Origin of the sequence: Aquamicrobium sp. NLF2-7 (assembly GCF_022359935.1) — a bacterium.
In the GTDB taxonomy this organism is placed as follows: domain Bacteria; phylum Pseudomonadota; class Alphaproteobacteria; order Rhizobiales; family Rhizobiaceae; genus Mesorhizobium; species Mesorhizobium lusatiense.
Window position 1 is genome coordinate 2,316,976 of sequence record NZ_JAKSED010000001.1, and the last position, 16,772, is coordinate 2,333,747.

The 16,772-nt window shown below is 62.5% G+C and carries 15 protein-coding genes; 10 read left to right on the forward strand and 5 right to left on the reverse strand.

Translation table 11 applies throughout. From position 1 onward, the window contains the following. Positions 1 to 75 precede the first annotated feature (75 nt). The 4 genes from MIC97_RS11480 to MIC97_RS11495 all read right to left on the reverse strand — a co-directional run bounded on the left by MIC97_RS11480 (position 76) and on the right by MIC97_RS11495 (position 4,312). Positions 76 to 1,275 (reverse strand): ABC transporter permease, encoded by a 1,200-nt coding sequence (locus MIC97_RS11480; protein WP_239800125.1) that lies wholly within the window; start codon positions 1,273 to 1,275, stop codon positions 76 to 78. A 20-nt stretch (positions 1,276 to 1,295) separates the two neighbouring features. Then, the gene (locus tag MIC97_RS11485) at positions 1,296 to 2,357 is read right to left on the reverse strand and encodes an ABC transporter substrate-binding protein (RefSeq protein ID WP_239800126.1); all 1,062 of its coding nucleotides are present in this window, start codon (positions 2,355 to 2,357) and stop codon (positions 1,296 to 1,298) included. Between the two features lie 84 nt (positions 2,358 to 2,441). Further along, a complete protein-coding gene (locus MIC97_RS11490) occupies positions 2,442 to 2,888 on the reverse strand; it encodes a thioesterase family protein (protein WP_239800127.1) in 447 nt (148 codons plus the stop codon). 113 nt (positions 2,889 to 3,001) lie between these two features. After that, positions 3,002 to 4,312 carry an aspartate aminotransferase family protein gene (locus tag MIC97_RS11495; protein ID WP_239800128.1) on the reverse strand — a complete coding sequence of 437 codons (1,311 nt, stop codon included), beginning with the start codon at positions 4,310 to 4,312 and terminating at the stop codon, positions 3,002 to 3,004. Between the two features lie 173 nt (positions 4,313 to 4,485). Between MIC97_RS11495 and MIC97_RS11500 the strand changes: the two genes are divergently transcribed. Then, a complete protein-coding gene (locus MIC97_RS11500) occupies positions 4,486 to 5,601 on the forward strand; it encodes an ABC transporter ATP-binding protein (protein ID WP_239800129.1) in 1,116 nt (371 codons plus the stop codon). Positions 5,602 to 5,683: 82 nt separating this feature from the next. On the opposite strand, the gene MIC97_RS11505 is transcribed toward MIC97_RS11500, so the two are convergent. Beyond that, positions 5,684 to 6,988 carry an FAD-dependent oxidoreductase gene (locus MIC97_RS11505; RefSeq protein WP_239800130.1) on the reverse strand — a complete coding sequence of 435 codons (1,305 nt, stop codon included), beginning with the start codon at positions 6,986 to 6,988 and terminating at the stop codon, positions 5,684 to 5,686. A 418-nt stretch (positions 6,989 to 7,406) separates the two neighbouring features. Between MIC97_RS11505 and MIC97_RS11510 the strand changes: the two genes are divergently transcribed. The 9 genes from MIC97_RS11510 to MIC97_RS11550 all read left to right on the forward strand — a co-directional run bounded on the left by MIC97_RS11510 (position 7,407) and on the right by MIC97_RS11550 (position 16,744). After that, positions 7,407 to 8,159 carry an ABC transporter substrate-binding protein gene (locus MIC97_RS11510; RefSeq protein WP_239800131.1) on the forward strand — a complete coding sequence of 251 codons (753 nt, stop codon included), beginning with the start codon at positions 7,407 to 7,409 and terminating at the stop codon, positions 8,157 to 8,159. A 173-nt stretch (positions 8,160 to 8,332) separates the two neighbouring features. Then, on the forward strand, positions 8,333 to 9,340 hold the full coding sequence (locus tag MIC97_RS11515) for a hypothetical protein (protein WP_239800132.1): 1,008 nt from the start codon (positions 8,333 to 8,335) through the stop codon (positions 9,338 to 9,340). A gap of 40 nt (positions 9,341 to 9,380) precedes the next feature. After that, positions 9,381 to 10,970 carry an AMP-binding protein gene (locus MIC97_RS11520; RefSeq protein ID WP_239800133.1) on the forward strand — a complete coding sequence of 530 codons (1,590 nt, stop codon included), beginning with the start codon at positions 9,381 to 9,383 and terminating at the stop codon, positions 10,968 to 10,970. Then, complete coding sequence (locus MIC97_RS11525; protein WP_239800134.1) at positions 10,967 to 11,620, forward strand: amino acid ABC transporter permease; 654 nt, start codon at positions 10,967 to 10,969, stop codon at positions 11,618 to 11,620. The genes MIC97_RS11520 and MIC97_RS11525 overlap by 4 nt, the downstream gene beginning before the upstream one ends. A 13-nt stretch (positions 11,621 to 11,633) precedes the next feature. Next, the gene (locus tag MIC97_RS11530; protein ID WP_239800135.1) at positions 11,634 to 12,392 is read left to right on the forward strand and encodes an amino acid ABC transporter ATP-binding protein; all 759 of its coding nucleotides are present in this window, start codon (positions 11,634 to 11,636) and stop codon (positions 12,390 to 12,392) included. Next, on the forward strand, positions 12,379 to 13,668 hold the full coding sequence (locus MIC97_RS11535; RefSeq protein WP_239800136.1) for an FAD-binding oxidoreductase: 1,290 nt from the start codon (positions 12,379 to 12,381) through the stop codon (positions 13,666 to 13,668). The genes MIC97_RS11530 and MIC97_RS11535 overlap by 14 nt, the downstream gene beginning before the upstream one ends. A gap of 50 nt (positions 13,669 to 13,718) precedes the next feature. Next, the gene (locus tag MIC97_RS11540; RefSeq protein WP_239800137.1) at positions 13,719 to 14,654 is read left to right on the forward strand and encodes a hypothetical protein; all 936 of its coding nucleotides are present in this window, start codon (positions 13,719 to 13,721) and stop codon (positions 14,652 to 14,654) included. Positions 14,655 to 14,932: 278 nt separating this feature from the next. Further along, entirely contained in the window at positions 14,933 to 15,715 is a 783-nt protein-coding gene (locus MIC97_RS11545) for an enoyl-CoA hydratase-related protein (RefSeq protein WP_239800138.1), read from the forward strand. 135 nt (positions 15,716 to 15,850) lie between these two features. Then, a complete protein-coding gene (locus MIC97_RS11550) occupies positions 15,851 to 16,744 on the forward strand; it encodes a TetR/AcrR family transcriptional regulator (protein WP_239800139.1) in 894 nt (297 codons plus the stop codon). Positions 16,745 to 16,772 lie beyond the last annotated feature (28 nt).

The window sequence follows — 16,772 nt, forward strand, 5'->3', positions numbered from 1 at the left end:
GGCGCCGTCCATGAAGTCCAATTTTGGGAATGTTGCGACCGCTCTGTTTCATGATTGTATGGCTCTTCATGGTGCTCAGGCCCCCAGAAGCAGCAGGCGGCGCAGCAGATGCACGGCCAGATGGATGGCAAGGGCGCCGACCAGCATGGTCAGGATGAGCAGCGCGGCGAGCGTGCTTGCCATGCCCGCATCGCCGATCTTGAGGGTGATTTCGGAAACCATGTAGCTCAGCATCTGGTCCGCCGGCCCGCCGACCAGCGCGGGCGTGAGGTAGAAGCCCATCGACAGGACGAAGACCAGAGTGGCTCCGGCCGCGACCCCGCCAAGGGTTTGCGGCAGGAACACGATGCGGAAGCTGCGCCAGCCGGAAGCCCCGAGCGACAGGGCGGCGGTGACGTGGTTGCGCGGGATGTTGGCCATGGCCGAGTAGCACGGATAGACAAAGCACGGCAGCAGCACATGGGTCATGGCGATGTAGACGCCGGCGCGCGAATAAAGCAGGCCGAGCGGCTCGCTGGCGAGGCCGAGCGTCTGCGCCACCGTGTCCACCACGCCGTTTTTCTGCAGCAGAATGACCCATGCCGCCGCGCGCCCGAGCAGCGACATCCACAGCGGAATGAAGCTGAGCAGGAACAACGGACGTTTGAGGCCGGGCGGGGCGAAGGTCAGCGTATAGGCCAGCGGATAGCCGATCAGAATGGTCAGCAGGGTGACGCCGAGACTGATGGCGAGCGTGCGCACCAGCATGTCCCCGTAAACGCCGATGGTCCGCGCCGCGCCGTCGGCAGCTGAGACTGAAGGGGCAAAGACGCGACCGAGATTGACGAGGCTGAACGGCTTGCCTGCCGCCTGTATGGTCCCCCAGATTTGTGGCTCCGCCCACAGCGGCGAGCTTTGCTGAAGGGTTGCCGCGATGTCCGTGCCGTCCTCGCGCGCCAGACGCCGGGCGGTGCCCATGATCACCGAGCGCAGGCCACTGCTGCGTTCGTTGAGCTTGGTGGCGGCGCCGGCAAGCGTCTGGTCCGCATAGGCGCTCTTCAGGTCGTGAGCGAGGGCGTCGGGCGCACTGTCCGGAAGCGGTGCCGAAGCCTCCCAGCCGGCCAGCGCCTCAAGCGTTTGTGGAAATGCATCACGCACCTGGGTGTCGTAGAAGGCTTTTGACAGCACCAGAGCGAGCGGCAGGGCCGCCAGCAGCAGCGCGGCGACGATCGCGGGAATGAGGAAGCCGGTCGCCGCCAGCGGGTTGGCGGAAAATGGCGAGCGGTGGCCGTTCATCGCGATCGTCCCAGTTGATTTCAGTTGGAGGAAATCCAGGCGTTCCAGCGTTCGAGCAGCGATGGATAGTTGTCGAGCCAGAAATTCAGGGCTTCCGTGTTGGAGGAGAAGAGATGTGTCTTCAGCCTGCCGACCGTCGGAACCATCTCACGCTTTTCCGGTGTGAGCAGATCTTCCGCACCGCGTGCGGTCGGCCCGTAATTGGTCCTCTTCACGAACTCCGCCTGCCGCTCGTCATCGGCATAGAAGTTGAGGAAGCTGTATGCCGCTTCCGCGTCCTTCGTTCCGGCCGGGACTGCCCAGTAATCCATCGAATAGGTGCCCTTGTCCCAGATCGCATCGATCGGGCGGCCGTCTTCCTTGGCGACGGCGAAGCGTCCGTTATAGGCGATGGACATGACGACGGAGCCGCCGGAAACCATGTCGATTGGCTGCGCGCCCGCTTCCCAGGTAACAAGCTCGCTCTTGATCTCGTCCAGCTTGCTGAATGCGAGATCCAGCCCTTCGGGCGTGCTCAGCGTCTTGTAGATGTCGTTGAGGTCGACGCCTGCCGCCATCAGCGCATATTCGAGATTGATCTTCGGTCCCTTGCGGATGCCACGCTTGCCGGGGAATTTTTCCAGATCGAAGAAGTCCGTCATCTTTTGTGGCGGTGTGGCGAACGCGCCGGTGTTGTAGATGATGATGGAGCCGATGGTGACGACGCCGAGGCCGCATTCGCCTTTCGCTTCAGGGATAAGCTTGTCCGAATTCGGGATCTTCGACCAGTCGAGTTTCAGAAAGACACCTTCCTCGCAGCCACGCAGCAATTCGGGGCCTTCCGTCTGCACCACATCCCACTTGTAGGTGCCGGTGTCAGCCATGGCCTGAAAAGGAGCCCAGCCGCCAAGGTAGTTGTCTTCACGGATGGCGATGCCCGTTTCGGCAGTGAAGGGGGTGAACAGAACTTCCTTCTGGTTTTCCTGATACGTGCCGCCCCATGAGGCGATGGTGAGCTGCTGCTGGGCCGCGGCCGGCAGGGCCGAAACAGCGGTGATGCCGGCAATGGCGGCTGTGAGCCAGCTTGCGAGTGAGAACTTCATGACTTCCTCCCTGAGTGGGTGAACGTGGGCTTTTGCCATTTTCTACCGTTCGGTTGATTTTAATACTATTTGGAAAGTTATCTTTCAAGTGCGGACATCCCGCCCTGCTCCCTCGGTGCTCTGCTCAGGGGCGGGATGGGAAGCGGGCAGCGCCTGCCTTATGGGCTGAGGCAAGGGCGCCCCGCGCCCGGAAGACTGATCGGTCAGAACCCAGACGATCAGACCCCGGGCTCTCACGTCCTGCCGGCTGCTGCCGGAAATGACCGCCCGGAAGGTGATGGAAGACGTTCCAACGCGCTCCGGCTGGATGGCGACGTCGATCTCCTCATCATACCGGATCGGCCGGACATAATCCGTGCTGGCATGCACGACGTGAAACTCATGGTCCTGCGGGAGCAGGGACCGGATGCCGTGCGCCCGGCTGAATTCGGTCAGCGCGACATCGAAATAAGTGAAATAGTTGCCGAAGAAGACGACCTTCTGGGCATCCACTTCCGAAAAGCGGACCCGCAGGCGGTGGCAAAAACCCATGCCTCCGCGCCTCGGCAACGACTCCGCCGGATCGCAGGCCTCTGGCGGGGCATGGAAAGTGGCGGATCGCTTTTCCAACGGGCCTCCTTGTGTGCGGCGTGGACAATCCGGTTTCAGTGCATTGACCTGAGCGCTTCCTTGCTGGCTTCGATCATCGCATCGATGTCTTCCGGCGTGACGGCCGTGGACAGGCAGCCGAGCCCGGAAGGAATGATGTGGAAGCCGCGCGTGGCCAGTGCATCGACGAAATCTGCGGTGACCTTGCGTTGCGCCACGTCCACCCAGGCCGACCGGTAGTCGCGGACTTCGCTGCGCCCCAGATGGAACTTGAACAGCGAACCGGCGCCGGTCACGCAGGCCTCGATGCCGCTGGCGCGCATCCACTCGTTCATCTCGTCGCGAAGCCTGTCGCCAAGCGCATTGGTGTGGGCGACTTCCTGCCGTCCATAGAGATCAAGCGCGACCAGACCCGCCGTCATGCTGATCGGATTGGCGGCAAACGTGCCGCCAAAGAACACCTTCGGGCGGCCGCTTTCGGGATTGAAGACGTCCATCACATCGACGCGTCCGGCAAGCGCGCCGATAGGGAAGCCGCCGCCGATGATCTTGCCGAGGCACGAAAGGTCGGGTGTGATGCCGAAATATTCCTCGACACCGCCATAGGCGAGGCGGAAGGACATCACCTGATCGAAGATCAGCAAGGCTCCGGAGCGGGTGCAGAAATCGCGCAGCCCCTGCAGATAGTCGGCCTGAGCCGGCGCCAGGCCGGCACGGCTCGGCACCGGGTCGACGAGAACGCAGGCGAGCCGGTCACCGACTTCGTTGAGGACCGACAGGGCCTTTTCCAGATCGTTGAAGGGCAGCACCACCACATTGTCCAGAACCGCCTGCGGGGCGCCGATGCTGTAGGGAACCGAGGCGGGTGCCGTTTCGCCCCAGGCGTCGGGTTCCGGCGCGACGCTGACCTCGGCAAAATCGGACAGGCCGTGATAGCAGCCCTCCACTTTGGCCACGAGCGTGCGGCCGGTATAGGCGCGCGCCGCCTTCAGGGCGAACAGCACCGCCTCGGTGCCGGTGTTGGCAAAGCAGATGCGCTCGAAGCTGGGCGCGCGCTCCTGCAGGGCCGCGCTCATCGCAATCTCGGACTCGGTCGACATCGAGAAGCATGTGCCGCGCGCCAGCTGCGCCGAAACCGCTTCGATGATGCGGGGATTCGCATGGCCGTGGATCAGCGACATGAAGTTGTTGGCCAGATCCAGATAGCGGTTGCCGTCGGCATCCCAGATGTAAGCCCCTTCGCCATGGCTGACATAAAACGGGTGAGGCTTGCGGAACAGGGTGGCGCGCGTCGAACCGCCGGGCAGGACGGATTTTGCCTGCTCATAAAGAGCAGCGGAGGTTTTGAGCGAAAGACCTGCACCCATTTTTCATTGTCCTGTATTTTGGGATTATGTCCCATATTTTGATAATGGCTTGACCGTATAGCAGCTTTATGCGAGATGCAAGTATCCGCGCTGCGCAAAATCCGGAGCCGGAAACAGGATCCGCGCCCGTCGTTGCGGGTGGTTGTGCTTTTCAATGTTTGTCTGGAGGACTGATGGTTGCTGCGGCCACGCCACTTGTCGAATTCCGCGATGTGGCCAAGCGATATGGTGCCTTTACCGCACTGAGCGGGATCGACCTCGAAATCGGCAATGGCGAGTTCCTGACGCTGCTCGGCCCTTCGGGATCCGGCAAGACCACGGCGCTTATGTTGCTGGCGGGCTTCGACAAGCCAAGTGGCGGCTCGATCCTGTATCAGGGCAGGTCGATCGAAAGCGTGCCGGCCAACCGCCGTAATTTTGGGGTCGTCTTCCAGAACTATGCCCTGTTTCCGCATCTCACCGTGGCGCAGAATGTGGCCTTTCCGCTGAAGGCGCGAAAATGCGCCTCGGCCGACATTGCCGGGCGTGTGCGCAATGCGCTGCAACTGGTGCGGCTTGAGCAATATGCGGAACGTTACCCGGCTCAGCTTTCCGGTGGCCAGCAGCAGCGCGTGGCTCTGGCACGGGCGCTGGTGTTCGATCCGAGGCTGGTGCTGATGGACGAGCCGCTGGCGGCGCTGGACAAGAACCTGCGCCATCACATGCAGTTCGAGATCAAGCGCCTGCAGCGCGAGCTGGGCGTCACCATGGTCTATGTCACCCATGATCAGGGTGAGGCGCTGTCGATGTCGGATCGCGTCGCGGTGTTCAATTCCGGCCGGCTGTTGCAGGTGGCGGATCCCGAAGCGCTCTACAATGACCCCGCCTCGCATTTTGTCGCCACCTTCATCGGCGAAACCAATTCTCTCGACGTGCGCATTTCGCAGCTCAGCGAGGGCGTGGCTCAGGCGCAGCTGGATGACGGCCAGACCGTGCGCGGCAATGCGCGCTGCAGCATCGCCCCCGGCGATGAAGCCGTGCTGACGGTGCGCCCGGAGGCGCTGCGGATTGCCGCAGACAACAACGGCGCGGCTGCCCATGCCGATGAAAACCGCCTCAGAGTGGACATCAGCGATGCGGTGTTCATGGGTGATCACCAGCGCGTCACCTTGCGGGTCGGCCCCCACAGCATGATCTGCAAGCTTCCTGCCGGGCAGGGCTTCGAAGCGGCCCGGCCGGGGCCGGCGGTGATCCGTTTCGACCCCGCCGCCGCCTTCGTCTATTCGAGAGCTGCGCGGGAGGCGCAATAGCAGGATGGTGCAGGGACACTCGCAGACAGCCAGTGTCCTCTATCCAGCCAGTCTGCGCCCGTTCGGGCGCGGCTTGCCGATTTCAGCGGGCCTGCTTCCGGTCCAGCCAGTCCCCGAGCTTGTAGACGCCGCCGACCAGCGGCAGGAACAGGCGCGGATCGCCTCGGTAGAGCGGTCGGGTCGGGAAAGAGGGGCGTTCGAAGGCACCTGCGCTTGTGGCGCCGAGTATGCGCTCGGCGACCTTGCGCCCGAGCATGGTCATCATCGCCACGCCGCTGCCATTGCAGCCAAGGCAATAGTGGAGCCCGTCCTGCTCCCCCGCATGGGGGAGGAAGTCGAAGGTGAAGGCGACGTTTCCGCACCAGGCATGGGAGACGCGGAAGTCTTTGAGCTGGGGAAAGACCTCGCTCATGAAGCGGTACAGGACGGGCGCTGCTTCTTGCGGTGCCTGCGGCGTAAATCTGGCGCGGCCTCCGAACAGCATCCGGCTGCCATCCGGCGACATGCGCGCGAACCGCAACACCCGCCGCGAGTCCGTCAGGGTCCGGCCATTGGGCAGCAGCGAAGCCGCCAGATCGGGCGGAAGGGCCTCGGTGGCGATCATGTAGCTTGCCACGGGAATGACGCGCCGGCGCAGCCACGGCGTCAGCGTGCCCGTATAGCCGTTTGTGGCGATAATAACCTCGCGCGCCCTGATCTTGCCGCGGCTCGTGGAGAGCTCGAAATGGCCGCGGCTGCCTTCGATGGTCTGAACCGTGACATCCGAATGCAGGCTGGCGCCGGCCGCTTCCGCCGCGCGCAGCAAGCCATGCAGATAAAGCGCCGGGTGCAGCTTGCCGGTACGGTTGACGATCATGCCGCCGCTATAGGCTTCGGTTGCGATTTCCGAGCGCTGTTTTTCCCGCGGCAGCATGGAGGCCTGCGAACCGGCGAAGCGGTTCAGCCGGTCGAGCGTGCCGGCAAGCGCCGTATAGTGGGCCGGCACCGCTGCCGCGACGACGCGGCCGGTGCGCTCATAGTGGCATTCGATGCGCTCTGCGGCGATGATCTCCTCGACGAGGTCGAGCGCCCGGGAGGCCTCGCCCATCAGGGCCGCCGCCTCTGCCTCGGAAAGGCCTTTCAGCCCTTTGCCCAGATAGTTGCCGCCGCTTACAAGTCCCGCATTGCGGCTGGAGGCGCCGGTGCCGAAATCTCCGGCTTCCAGAACAGCGACCCGCGTGCCGCCGCCTGCCAGCTGCAGGGCGGCCGAAAGGCCCGCATAGCCTCCGCCCACCACGGCGATATCCGTCGTTTCCGGCGGCGGGACGTTGCGCTTCACAGGTGGTGCCGCGTCCCACCAATAGGGGCGGGATATGAAATTCTCATGGAAAATCTGCTTGCTGCGCATAGGCGATGTGATCCTGGTGTCGCAGCAATTGCTGCTTGCATTAAGCTACCATATGGTAATTTAACAACAAGAAGGATTTCGCCGAGGAATCATAATTTTAGGCCAATATCGCATTATTTCGCCAAATATGTGAAGAATCTGGTTGACAGGAAACCGCTTTTCACCAACCATTTGGTAAGTTAACTTGCTGCATCGGGCAGAGAGATGGCTGGTCGGGAGGGAGGCCCCGACATCGTTGCGGGCGATGTTGCCTGCACCCGGCATCAGCAGGAAGCTGATCGCCTGAAGCGCGATGCGCTTCGCCGGTCATGATAAAAAGCCGTCCAAAGCGGCAAGGGGAAGCGTGCGGGATCTTCCGGCGAGCCGGACAGCCGTCGCACGTCCTGAACAGTCACAAAAACAACATGGGAGAATGGACGTGTTTGCCAAAAAAGCCTTCATTGGTGCGATCCTGGCTTCGCTTTTGCATGTCTGTGCATCGGCTGCAGAGCCTGTTTACAAGGTCGGTTCCACCACAACCGGAAATCCCTTTACCTTCCTCGATGTCAGCACCAACAAGATCGACGGCATGATGGTCGACATGATGAATGCGATCGCTGAAGATCAGGGCATCAAGGTCGACATTCAGCCGGTGCCGTTCGAGGCGCTGATACCTTCCCTTCAGGGGGGCAAGATCGATATCATGTCGGCCGCCGTGACCATCACGCCGGTGCGCGCCGAGATCGTCGATTTCTCCGACCCCATCTTTCCCTACACCGATGCCGTCATCGTGAAAAAGGATGATGATACGCCTTACACGAAGGCGGCCGATTTCGCCGGCAAGACCATCGGCGTCCAGGGTGGAACGGCATTCTACGACTATCTGGAAAAGCTCGGCGGCTTCACCGAAATCAAGACCTATACCGCCATTGCCGACATCATGCGCGACGTGGAGCTGGGGCGCATCGCAGCCGGCTTTGCGGATGAACCGATCATGCGACACCGGCTGAGCAAGAACGATGCAGCGACCATCAAGCTCGTCCCGACCTATGAGCCCTTCTATGTCGGGCAGGTCGCGCTGGCCGTGAAGAAGGGCAATTCGGAACTCCTCGAAAAGCTGAATGCCGGGATCGCGAAGATCAAGGAAAGCGGCAAGCTTGAGGAGCTGCAGACCAAGTGGGGCTTGCGCTAGCACCTCCAGCCGCCGGACGCGCGCGTCTGGCGGCACCCGCACGTGGCCGGAGTTGGCATGAGGGCTTTTCTCACGAGGCCCGTCAACTGATCCGGGCGCACCGCGGCAGGTGCAGGCAGGCAGTTCCGGCACCGTGCTCCCCCTATGGAATGTGACAGCGCAAGAGGTTGATCATGAGAGTTCTGCAGCTTGGATTCGGGGCGGTGGGGCGCGAGAATGTGCGCCAGCTCCTCCACAAGCGCCATCAGGTCGTGGGCATTGTCGATACGCAGGACGTGATCGACGCCATCGATCTCGGCGAATTTGATTTCGCGCAAGCCGCACCGCCGGTACTGGCTACCGATCTGGTGGCGTGTCTTTCTCAGACGAAGCCCGACGTCATTCTTCAGGCAACCACGTTCGATGCCGGCAATATGGTCGACGTGGTCCGGGCGGCAGCTTCCGCCGGCGCCAATCTGATCACCATCAACGGCATTGTCGACACCGAAAAGCTGCAGCCGCAGCTTCATGCCGAAATCGGGGCTCTTGCCGGTGCCGCCGGCATCCGGGTTCTGGGCGTTGGCGCCATTCCCGGCTTTTTCAGCGATATCGTTCCGCTGATGCTGACGGGCTGCTGCGCGCAGGTGCGCTCGATCGATTTCAGGCGCCGGGCCGACTACAGCGTCTGGGGCCCGGACGTGATGAAGCGCTACGGCTTCGGGCTCACCCAGCAGGCGTTCGATCAGGCAAATCAGGCCGGACAGATCACCTTGTTCAAGGCGCTGTGGCAGTCTGCCTGGTTCGTTGCCCGCGAGCTTCGCTGGGCGGTGACCGACCAGCATGAGGACAAGCGCCCCATCATCTCCACACGCGACCGGCAGGGCCGCCATGTGCGGGTGGCGGCCGGAACCGTCGGCGGCTTCAGCCACCGCGTCACGCTGATCTGCGAAGAGGAGCGCCGGCTCACGCTGGGGGTCGACGGCTATCTTGATCCGTCCGGCCCGGAAGAAGAGCCGGGAATGGTGACGGAACTCAGCGGCAATTCCAGCATGCGGGTCGAGATCAGCGGCGATGTGCTGACCGGCGCCGGCTCGATGACCAGCAGTTCGGCGCGCATGGTCAACAGCATCGGGCCGCTCGCCGCCGCCGCGCCGGGGCTCAGGTCAACGGCTGATCTTCCGCTCGTCGCCTGCCGCGCCTGACGCGGCCTGCATCAGATTTTTCTCTTCGGGGTTTTTCAGAATGGCCGATTATTACGGCTCGGAATGCAATGTGGTTCATGTCCTGCGCGACCAGTTGTCGAAAGACCCGCAGCGCGTCTGGATCGTCACGGAAGAAAGCCGGTTTTCGGTCGCCGACATGGACAGGCGCTCGTCGGTGCTGGCGCGCGGCCTGTCCGGCCTTGGCGTCTCGGCGGGCGATACGGTTCTGGTGATGCTGCCGAACTGCATCGAATTCATCGATTGCTGGCTGGCGCTGGCGAAGCTGCGGGCCATTCAGGTGCCGGTGAACACGGCCTATTTCGGCGCGATGCTGGAGCATCTGGTGCGCGATTCCGGGGCCACCCGCATCATCGTCCATGAAAGCTTTCGCCACGCCGTGACCGAAGCGCTCGGCGCGGCCGGCTCGAAGCTGGACACGCTGATCGTGGTTGGCAAGGAAGCTTCTGAGCCATCCGGCAATGCTCAGCTGATCGACTACGCATCCTTGCTTCAGGAGGCGGACAGATCGCCGCTGAAGGACGAAGCCGCCCCGGCCTACAACAGCGTCGCCTCGATCATGTACACGTCGGGCACCACCGGCGCCTCGAAAGGGGTGATGGTGACGCATGCGCACGCCTATCAGTATGCGGCGGGCGGCAATTCGCTCCAGCTCGGCCCGGGCGACGTCTACTACGCGCCCCTGCCGCTGTTCCACATCGCCGGCCAGTGGGCGGTCATCTACAACTGCCTCATTCGCGAGGCGACGGCGGTTCTGAAGCCGAAATTCAGCATCACTGATTTCTGGTCGGACGTGGAGCGGTTTGGCGTGACCACCACCTTCATGCTCGGCGCCATGGGCAGCATGCTGTTCCGCACCACTCCCGGCGAAAAGCGGACATCGCTGAAGAAGGTGCTGATGTCGCCGCTCATCCCTGAATATGTGCAGTTCTGCGACAAGTTCGGGGTGCAGGTATGTACCTCCTATGCCTCCACCGAGGTCAATGGCGTCATCGGCACCGGCTTGTCTCCACCCAACGCCTCGACATGCGGCATGGTACGGACGGACCGCTATGACGTGCGGCTGGTGGATGAACTGGACGAGGAGGTGCCGGTCGGCGAGGTCGGCGAACTCGTGGTGCGGCCGAAACTGCCTTGGATCGTGATGGTCGGCTACTGGAACAGGCCGGCCGAAACGCAGGCGGCCTGGCGCAATCTGTGGCTCCACAGCGGCGATCTCTTTCGGCGCGACGCCGACGGCTACTACTATTTCGTCGACCGGCTGAAGGATTCCATCCGCCGCCGCGGGGAGAATATCTCCTCGGTAGAGGTCGAGAACGCCATCAACGCCATTCCCGAAGTTCTGGAATCGGCCGTTGTCGCCGTGCCTTCCGAACTCACCGAGCAGGAGGTGCTTGCCTGCGTGGTCTTCCGCCCGGGGCAGCATCTGGCCATGGAGGAACTGCATGCGCGCATCGCGGCGCTGCTGCCGAAGTTCATGGTGCCCCGCTATCTCACCGTCATCGATGCCGTGCCCAAGACACCCACCGGCAAGCCGCAGAAATTCAGGCTGAAGGATGAGGTCCGGCAGGAACAGCTTTGGGATTCGCTTGGCGAAAGGGGCAGGGGATGACACAGTTTTTTGAAGATGCATGGCAGTTCATGCCGATCCTCATGCAGGGCGCCTATGTCACCATTCAGGTGGCTTTCCTGTCGCTTGCTCTGTCATCGGTGCTGGGACTGGCGCTGGCGCTGATGCGCATGTCGAGCCTGCCCGTCCTCTATATACCGGCGGTGACCATCATCACCGGTCTGCGCGGCATCCCGATCATCGTGCAGCTGATGTACATCTATTTCGTGCTGCCCGAGATCGGCATCGATCTCAGCGCCTTCACGGCCAGCGTGATCGGCCTCGGTGTCGCCTACAGCGCCTATCACGCCGAGAATTTCCGGGCCGCCATCCTTGCAGTGGACAAGGGCCAGTATGAGGCGGCGATGAGCATCGGCATGGGCAAGGCGCAGCTCATGCGCCGCATCATCCTGCCGCAGGCGGTGCGTATCGTGCTGCCGCCCTATGGCAACATCACCATCATGATGCTGAAGGACTCGTCGCTTGCCTCCACTATCACGGTTTCGGAGATCACCCGCGCCGGCCAGCTCATCGCTTCATCGACCTTCAAGAACATGACGGTCTTCACGCTGGTCGCCTTCATCTATCTGGTCATGAGCTTGCCGCTGACAGCGCTGAACGCATGGCTGGAACGTCGATTTGCAGCGAAGTGAGGGGCGAAACCGGATGATCGAAGTCAAAGAGGTTTCAAAATGCTTCGGGGCGCTGAAGGTCCTGAAGTCCATGTCCTTCACCGTGGCGCGCGGCGAGGTGGTTTGCCTGATCGGGCCGTCGGGCTCGGGGAAATCGACCATGCTGCGCTGCGTGAACGGGCTCGAACGCCACGATTCCGGCACCATCTCCATCGACGGCATGACCGTGGACACGACATCGAAGACGATCGGTTCCGTGCGGGCCGAGGTCGGCATGGTGTTCCAGCGCTTCAACCTGTTCCCGCACATGACCGCGCTGGGCAACATCATTGAAGGTCCCGTGCAGGTGCGCAGGCGCCCGAAGGCGGCGGCAAAGGAAGAAGCCATGGCCCTGCTGCACAAAGTGGGACTGGCAGACAAGGCCGACAGCTACCCTTCCCAGCTTTCCGGCGGGCAGCAGCAGCGCATTGCCATCGCACGCGCGCTGGCCATGAAGCCGAGGGCCATGCTGTTCGACGAGCCGACCAGCGCACTCGACCCAGAAACGGTCGGCGACGTTCTGGTGGTCATGGAGGATCTGGCGCGTGATGGCATGACCATGCTGGTGGTGACCCATGAGATGGGGTTTGCGGCCGAGGTGGCGAACCGCGTCCTGTTCCTCGATCGCGGCGAAATTCTGGAGGAAGGCCCGCCATCCGAATTGCTCCGGCGGCCGCAGAACGAGCGCACCCGCGACTTCCTGCAACGCGTGCTCCATCCAGGAGAAAAGGCGGTGCGCTATGACAATGGCTGAACGCGAGCGCCTGTTCTGGTCCGCCGGTTTCGATCCTCTCGAAAACGATGCGGTCTCTCCCGGCGAGGCCTTCGATGCCGTGGTGGTGGGAGCCGGTTATGGCGGCCTGAGCGCTGCGCTCGAACTGTCGCGGCAGGGGATGCATGTGCTCGTCGTCGAGGCGCGCCGCATCGGTGACGGGGCTTCCTCGCGGGCAGCAGGCTCGCTTGCCAATGTTCCGAAGGCGCGGCTGCATGAGCTTGCCGGCAGCTATGGGCAGGAGACGGCGCAAGCCGTCTATCGCGAAGCCGTTCTGGCGCGCGCCCATACCGAGCGCATCATCGCCGACCATGCGATCGGCTGCGATCTTCGCCGCTGTACGCGCGTCATGGCCGCTCACAGCGACAAGTCGATGCGGCGCCTGCAATCGGAATTTCCGGCCATGAAGGCGCGCATTCCCGAAGCGCGGCTGCTTTCGGCACAGGAACTGCGCGGCTTCATCGGCAGCGACGTCTATCGTGGCGGCATGCTGGTTCCGGATTCGGCCACCGTCAATCCGGCCGCCTATCAGTACGGGCTTGCTCGGGTGGCGCGGGCCCATGGGGCCAGGCTGTTGCAGAACACCAGAATGACCGGCCTGAAGCCGGTTGCCGAAGGTGTCGAGGTGGAGCTTGAAACTCTGGGCACGGTGACGGCTGCCCATGTCGTTCTGGCGACGAATGCCGAGACCGGGCCCGATACGCCCCTGTCGGCGCAACTGGCAAGATCGGTCGCGGCGGTGCCGGCCTTCTGCGTGGTTACTGAGAAGCTGCCGCCCGATCGTCTGGAAAAGGTGATCCGCGGGGCGGAGATCTTCGGCGATACGCGCAAGGTGCTGAACTACATGGCGCTGTCGCCCTGTGGAACCAGACTGGTCTACAGCGCCCGCGCCGGATTTCAGGAAGGCAGCACCGCCGAAAAGGCACGACGCATCATGGAAGCCTTTGAACGACGGTTTCCGCAAACGCGGGGCCTCGCCATGGACTTCTTCTGGTCCGGGCGCTTTGCCATCACGGCGGATCTCATCCCCCATACGGGCAACAGCGACCGGATTCACTGGATGATCGGCTGCTGCGGCACCGGCATCACCATGTCGAGCTATCTCGGCCACAAGATTGCGCGTCAGATTCTGGGCGCGGCGGACGCCGATACCGTGTTCCGGCTTCCGCTGCCCTCCATGCCGGCATGGCAGAGGCGGCCGGCGCTGCTGGGCGCGGCCATCCGTCTTTACCGCGTCTACGACCGCTACATGAAATAGGCCCGAGGGCCGCGCGGCCACTGCAGGGGACCGCAGAGGGAGGTTTGAACATGCTTGTGATGGACGATGCGGCGATTGCCGCGCTTGGCGTGCGGGCAATCGATCTGGCGGGGCCGGTGTCCCGTGCGCTGGCCGCCCATGCGCTGGGTGAAATGCTGGTCGAACCGAAGCGGATGCAGTTGGCCGGTTCCGGGGCCTATGCCATCGGCACGCATGGCTTGTGGCAACAACAGGACCGCGCCTTCTTTCACAATCTGGTCGGTCTGGACCGCGAGCCGGTCAAAGGCGCACGCTCCACCTATCGCTCGGCGCAGGTGCTGTTCCGGTCCAGCGATGCGATGCCTCTGCTGGCCATCCACGGCAACATGATGAGCAGCGTGCTGCCGGTGGTGATGACCCTGATCGCCGCGCAGAAATTCGCGCCGGAGACCGTGGAGGCTGTTTCCTTCATCGGTGCGGGATTGCAGGCAAGGCTTCATCTCGATGCGCTGACAGCGATGTTTCCGCTGAAGCGGATCTTTTCGCATTCGCGCTCGCGCAGTTCGTCGCAGGCGCTGGCTGACTATGCCGCCGCGCGGGGCATTGCGACGGTCATCTGCGATGATCCGCAGGAAGCGGTGCGCGGCGGCGACATCGTCGTTTCCTCGATCTCGGAATCCTTCGGTGTCGAGCCTTTTCTGGATACCGGATGGCTGAAGCCCGATGCCCTGCTTTCCTCGGTCGACATGCTGCGGCCATGGCGAGGTGCGCGCGAGTTGCTGGTGATCGCCGATGATGCCCTTCAGGCCCGGCAGATGATCGAGGTCCGCAGGGTGCCCGGCGTTTTCCCGATCGATCATGAGCTGGGTGGGCTGCTGGCCGGGGAAAAGCCGGCGCGTAAGGGCGAACCGGCACCTGTGGTCCTGTTCCATCCCGGCTGTTGCGCGGGGCTCTTCGGCATGGCCTCGGCCTTGCATGAAATCCATGAATTATCTACCGATAGGTAATTTGTATAATTTAAGAACTCTTGCGAGAACTCTGAATACGGAAAAAATCCTTTAAATTTGGGTTTTATCAAAAAGCTGGTTGATTGAGGCTTTTGTTTATTCTACCATTCGGTAAGTTAATGAGGTGAATAATTAACCGGGAGGAGTGGGGGGGCCAGGCGCTCCGTGCGCAGAGGCTTTTCATATAGCTCCAGTGATTTTCCAGAATTTGAGACGCTTCGCGACCCGGGCAGCGGGCGGGCGTTCTCAGGCATCAGACCAACGGAGACAGAAAGACCATGTCGGACAAGACCTACATCACGATGGAGCGGCGCGACCGCGTCGGCTATGTGACTCTCAACCGGCCGGACAAGCTGAACGCCATGCCCCGCAAGATGTATCAGGAGATTTCGGCCGGCTTGCAGGAATATGATGCGGACGACGACATCTGGGTGATCGTGGTGCGCGGCGCGGGCGATCGCGCGTTCTCAGCGGGTGCGGATCTTGAGCTCCTGCATGGCTCGCTGACGACGGGTCCATTTGAATGGAAGCCGTTCAAGGCAGACCGCTTCGACATGGGGCTGCAGGTGTCCAAGCCGGTGATCGCCGCTGTGCATGGCTTCTGTCTCGCCGGCGGCATGGAGCTGGCGATGAGCTGCGACATCCGCATCGCCGCCGACAATGCAATGTTTGCCGCGCCGGAGGTGAAATGGAGCGTGCTGCATGGCTTCGGCGCGCTGGTGATGCCACGCTCGGCGCCGCTTGGAGCGGTGATGGAGCTGCTGATGACGGGCCGCCGCTTCGATGCGCAGGAGGCCTATCGGCTTGGCATCGTCAACCGGGTGGTTCCGGTCGCCGATCTTCAGAAGACGGTCGACGATCTGGCCGACGAGATCTGCCGCAACGGGCCGCTGGCGGTGCGCATGACCAAGGAGATCGTTCTGCGCGGTCGCGAACTGCCTCTCAACGATGGTCTGCGCATCTATCGTGAGCTGAACAAGCTCATCCATCTGACCGAGGATTCGACGGAGGGTGCCAAGGCCTGGGCGGAGCGCCGTCCGTCGCGTTACGCTGCCCGCTGAGCCTTTCCTTCGATGGGGAAAGTGCCCATAAAAACCGGCCGGTTCTGTTCATAGTCTTTCACTGTGGATACTGTGCCGGTTCACAGGAAGAAGCAGCCCCGCTGAGGGGCTGCCGGAAGGTCGGGAACCAGGAACATGGCCACAAACGCCGGGAAGGCAGAGCAGCCGACTCCAAAGCCAAGGCGTCGCCTCAGGGCTGAGGAACGATGGGAGCAGATCCTCACTGTCTCTGCCGAGCTTTTTTCGTCCAAGGGCTATCACGGGGCTTCGCTCGACGATATCGGCGAGCGGCTCGGCATCCAGAAGGCTGCGCTCTATCACTATGTCCGCAGCAAGGAGGACATACTGGTCGAGATCTACGACCGGATGCTCACGAAGGCCGAGGCCGAGGTGCTGCCGATCGCGGATGAGCCCTTCTCGCCCGACGAGCGGCTGCGTCGCATGGTTTCCAGTTATATCGGGCTGATGATCGAGCAGGCCGATATGTGGTCGCTGATCCACTTCCAGCAGAATGCGCTGCCTGCCGCCAGCTACGAGGCAACGCTGCGCCGCAAGCGGGCCTTTGAAAAGAAATTCGAGGCTGTGGTGCGCGAAGGTCAGGCGTCCGGCCTGTTCAAGCCGATGCCGACGCGCCTCATGGTGCTGTCGCTGTTCGGCATGTGCAACTACGTCCATCACTGGATAAAGTTCGCCCCGTTCCCGAAGGACGAAATCACCGGAGCGGTCTGCGAGATTCTGGAACGCGGTTTCATCGATGACGGCAGCAGGCGCGTGGGTGCCTGGCCCCGATATGCGGAAACCACCGACGCCATGGCCGAGACGGCTGCCCGCCTGGATGCGCTGAACGAGCAGGTCAGGGAATTGCAGGGCGCATTCGAGCGTGACCGCCACAGGCTGATCGACGGCTTTGCCGCTTCCATGGGGGATGAAGGCGCTGCGCAGCAAAAGCCGGATAAGGCCGACACTGCTCCGCCGGCGGGACGGAAATCGTCTTCCGGAAAATCTGAAAATAAAACGCCGGCTAAGTAAGACACTGATTTTTATCCGGGTTGAAGCG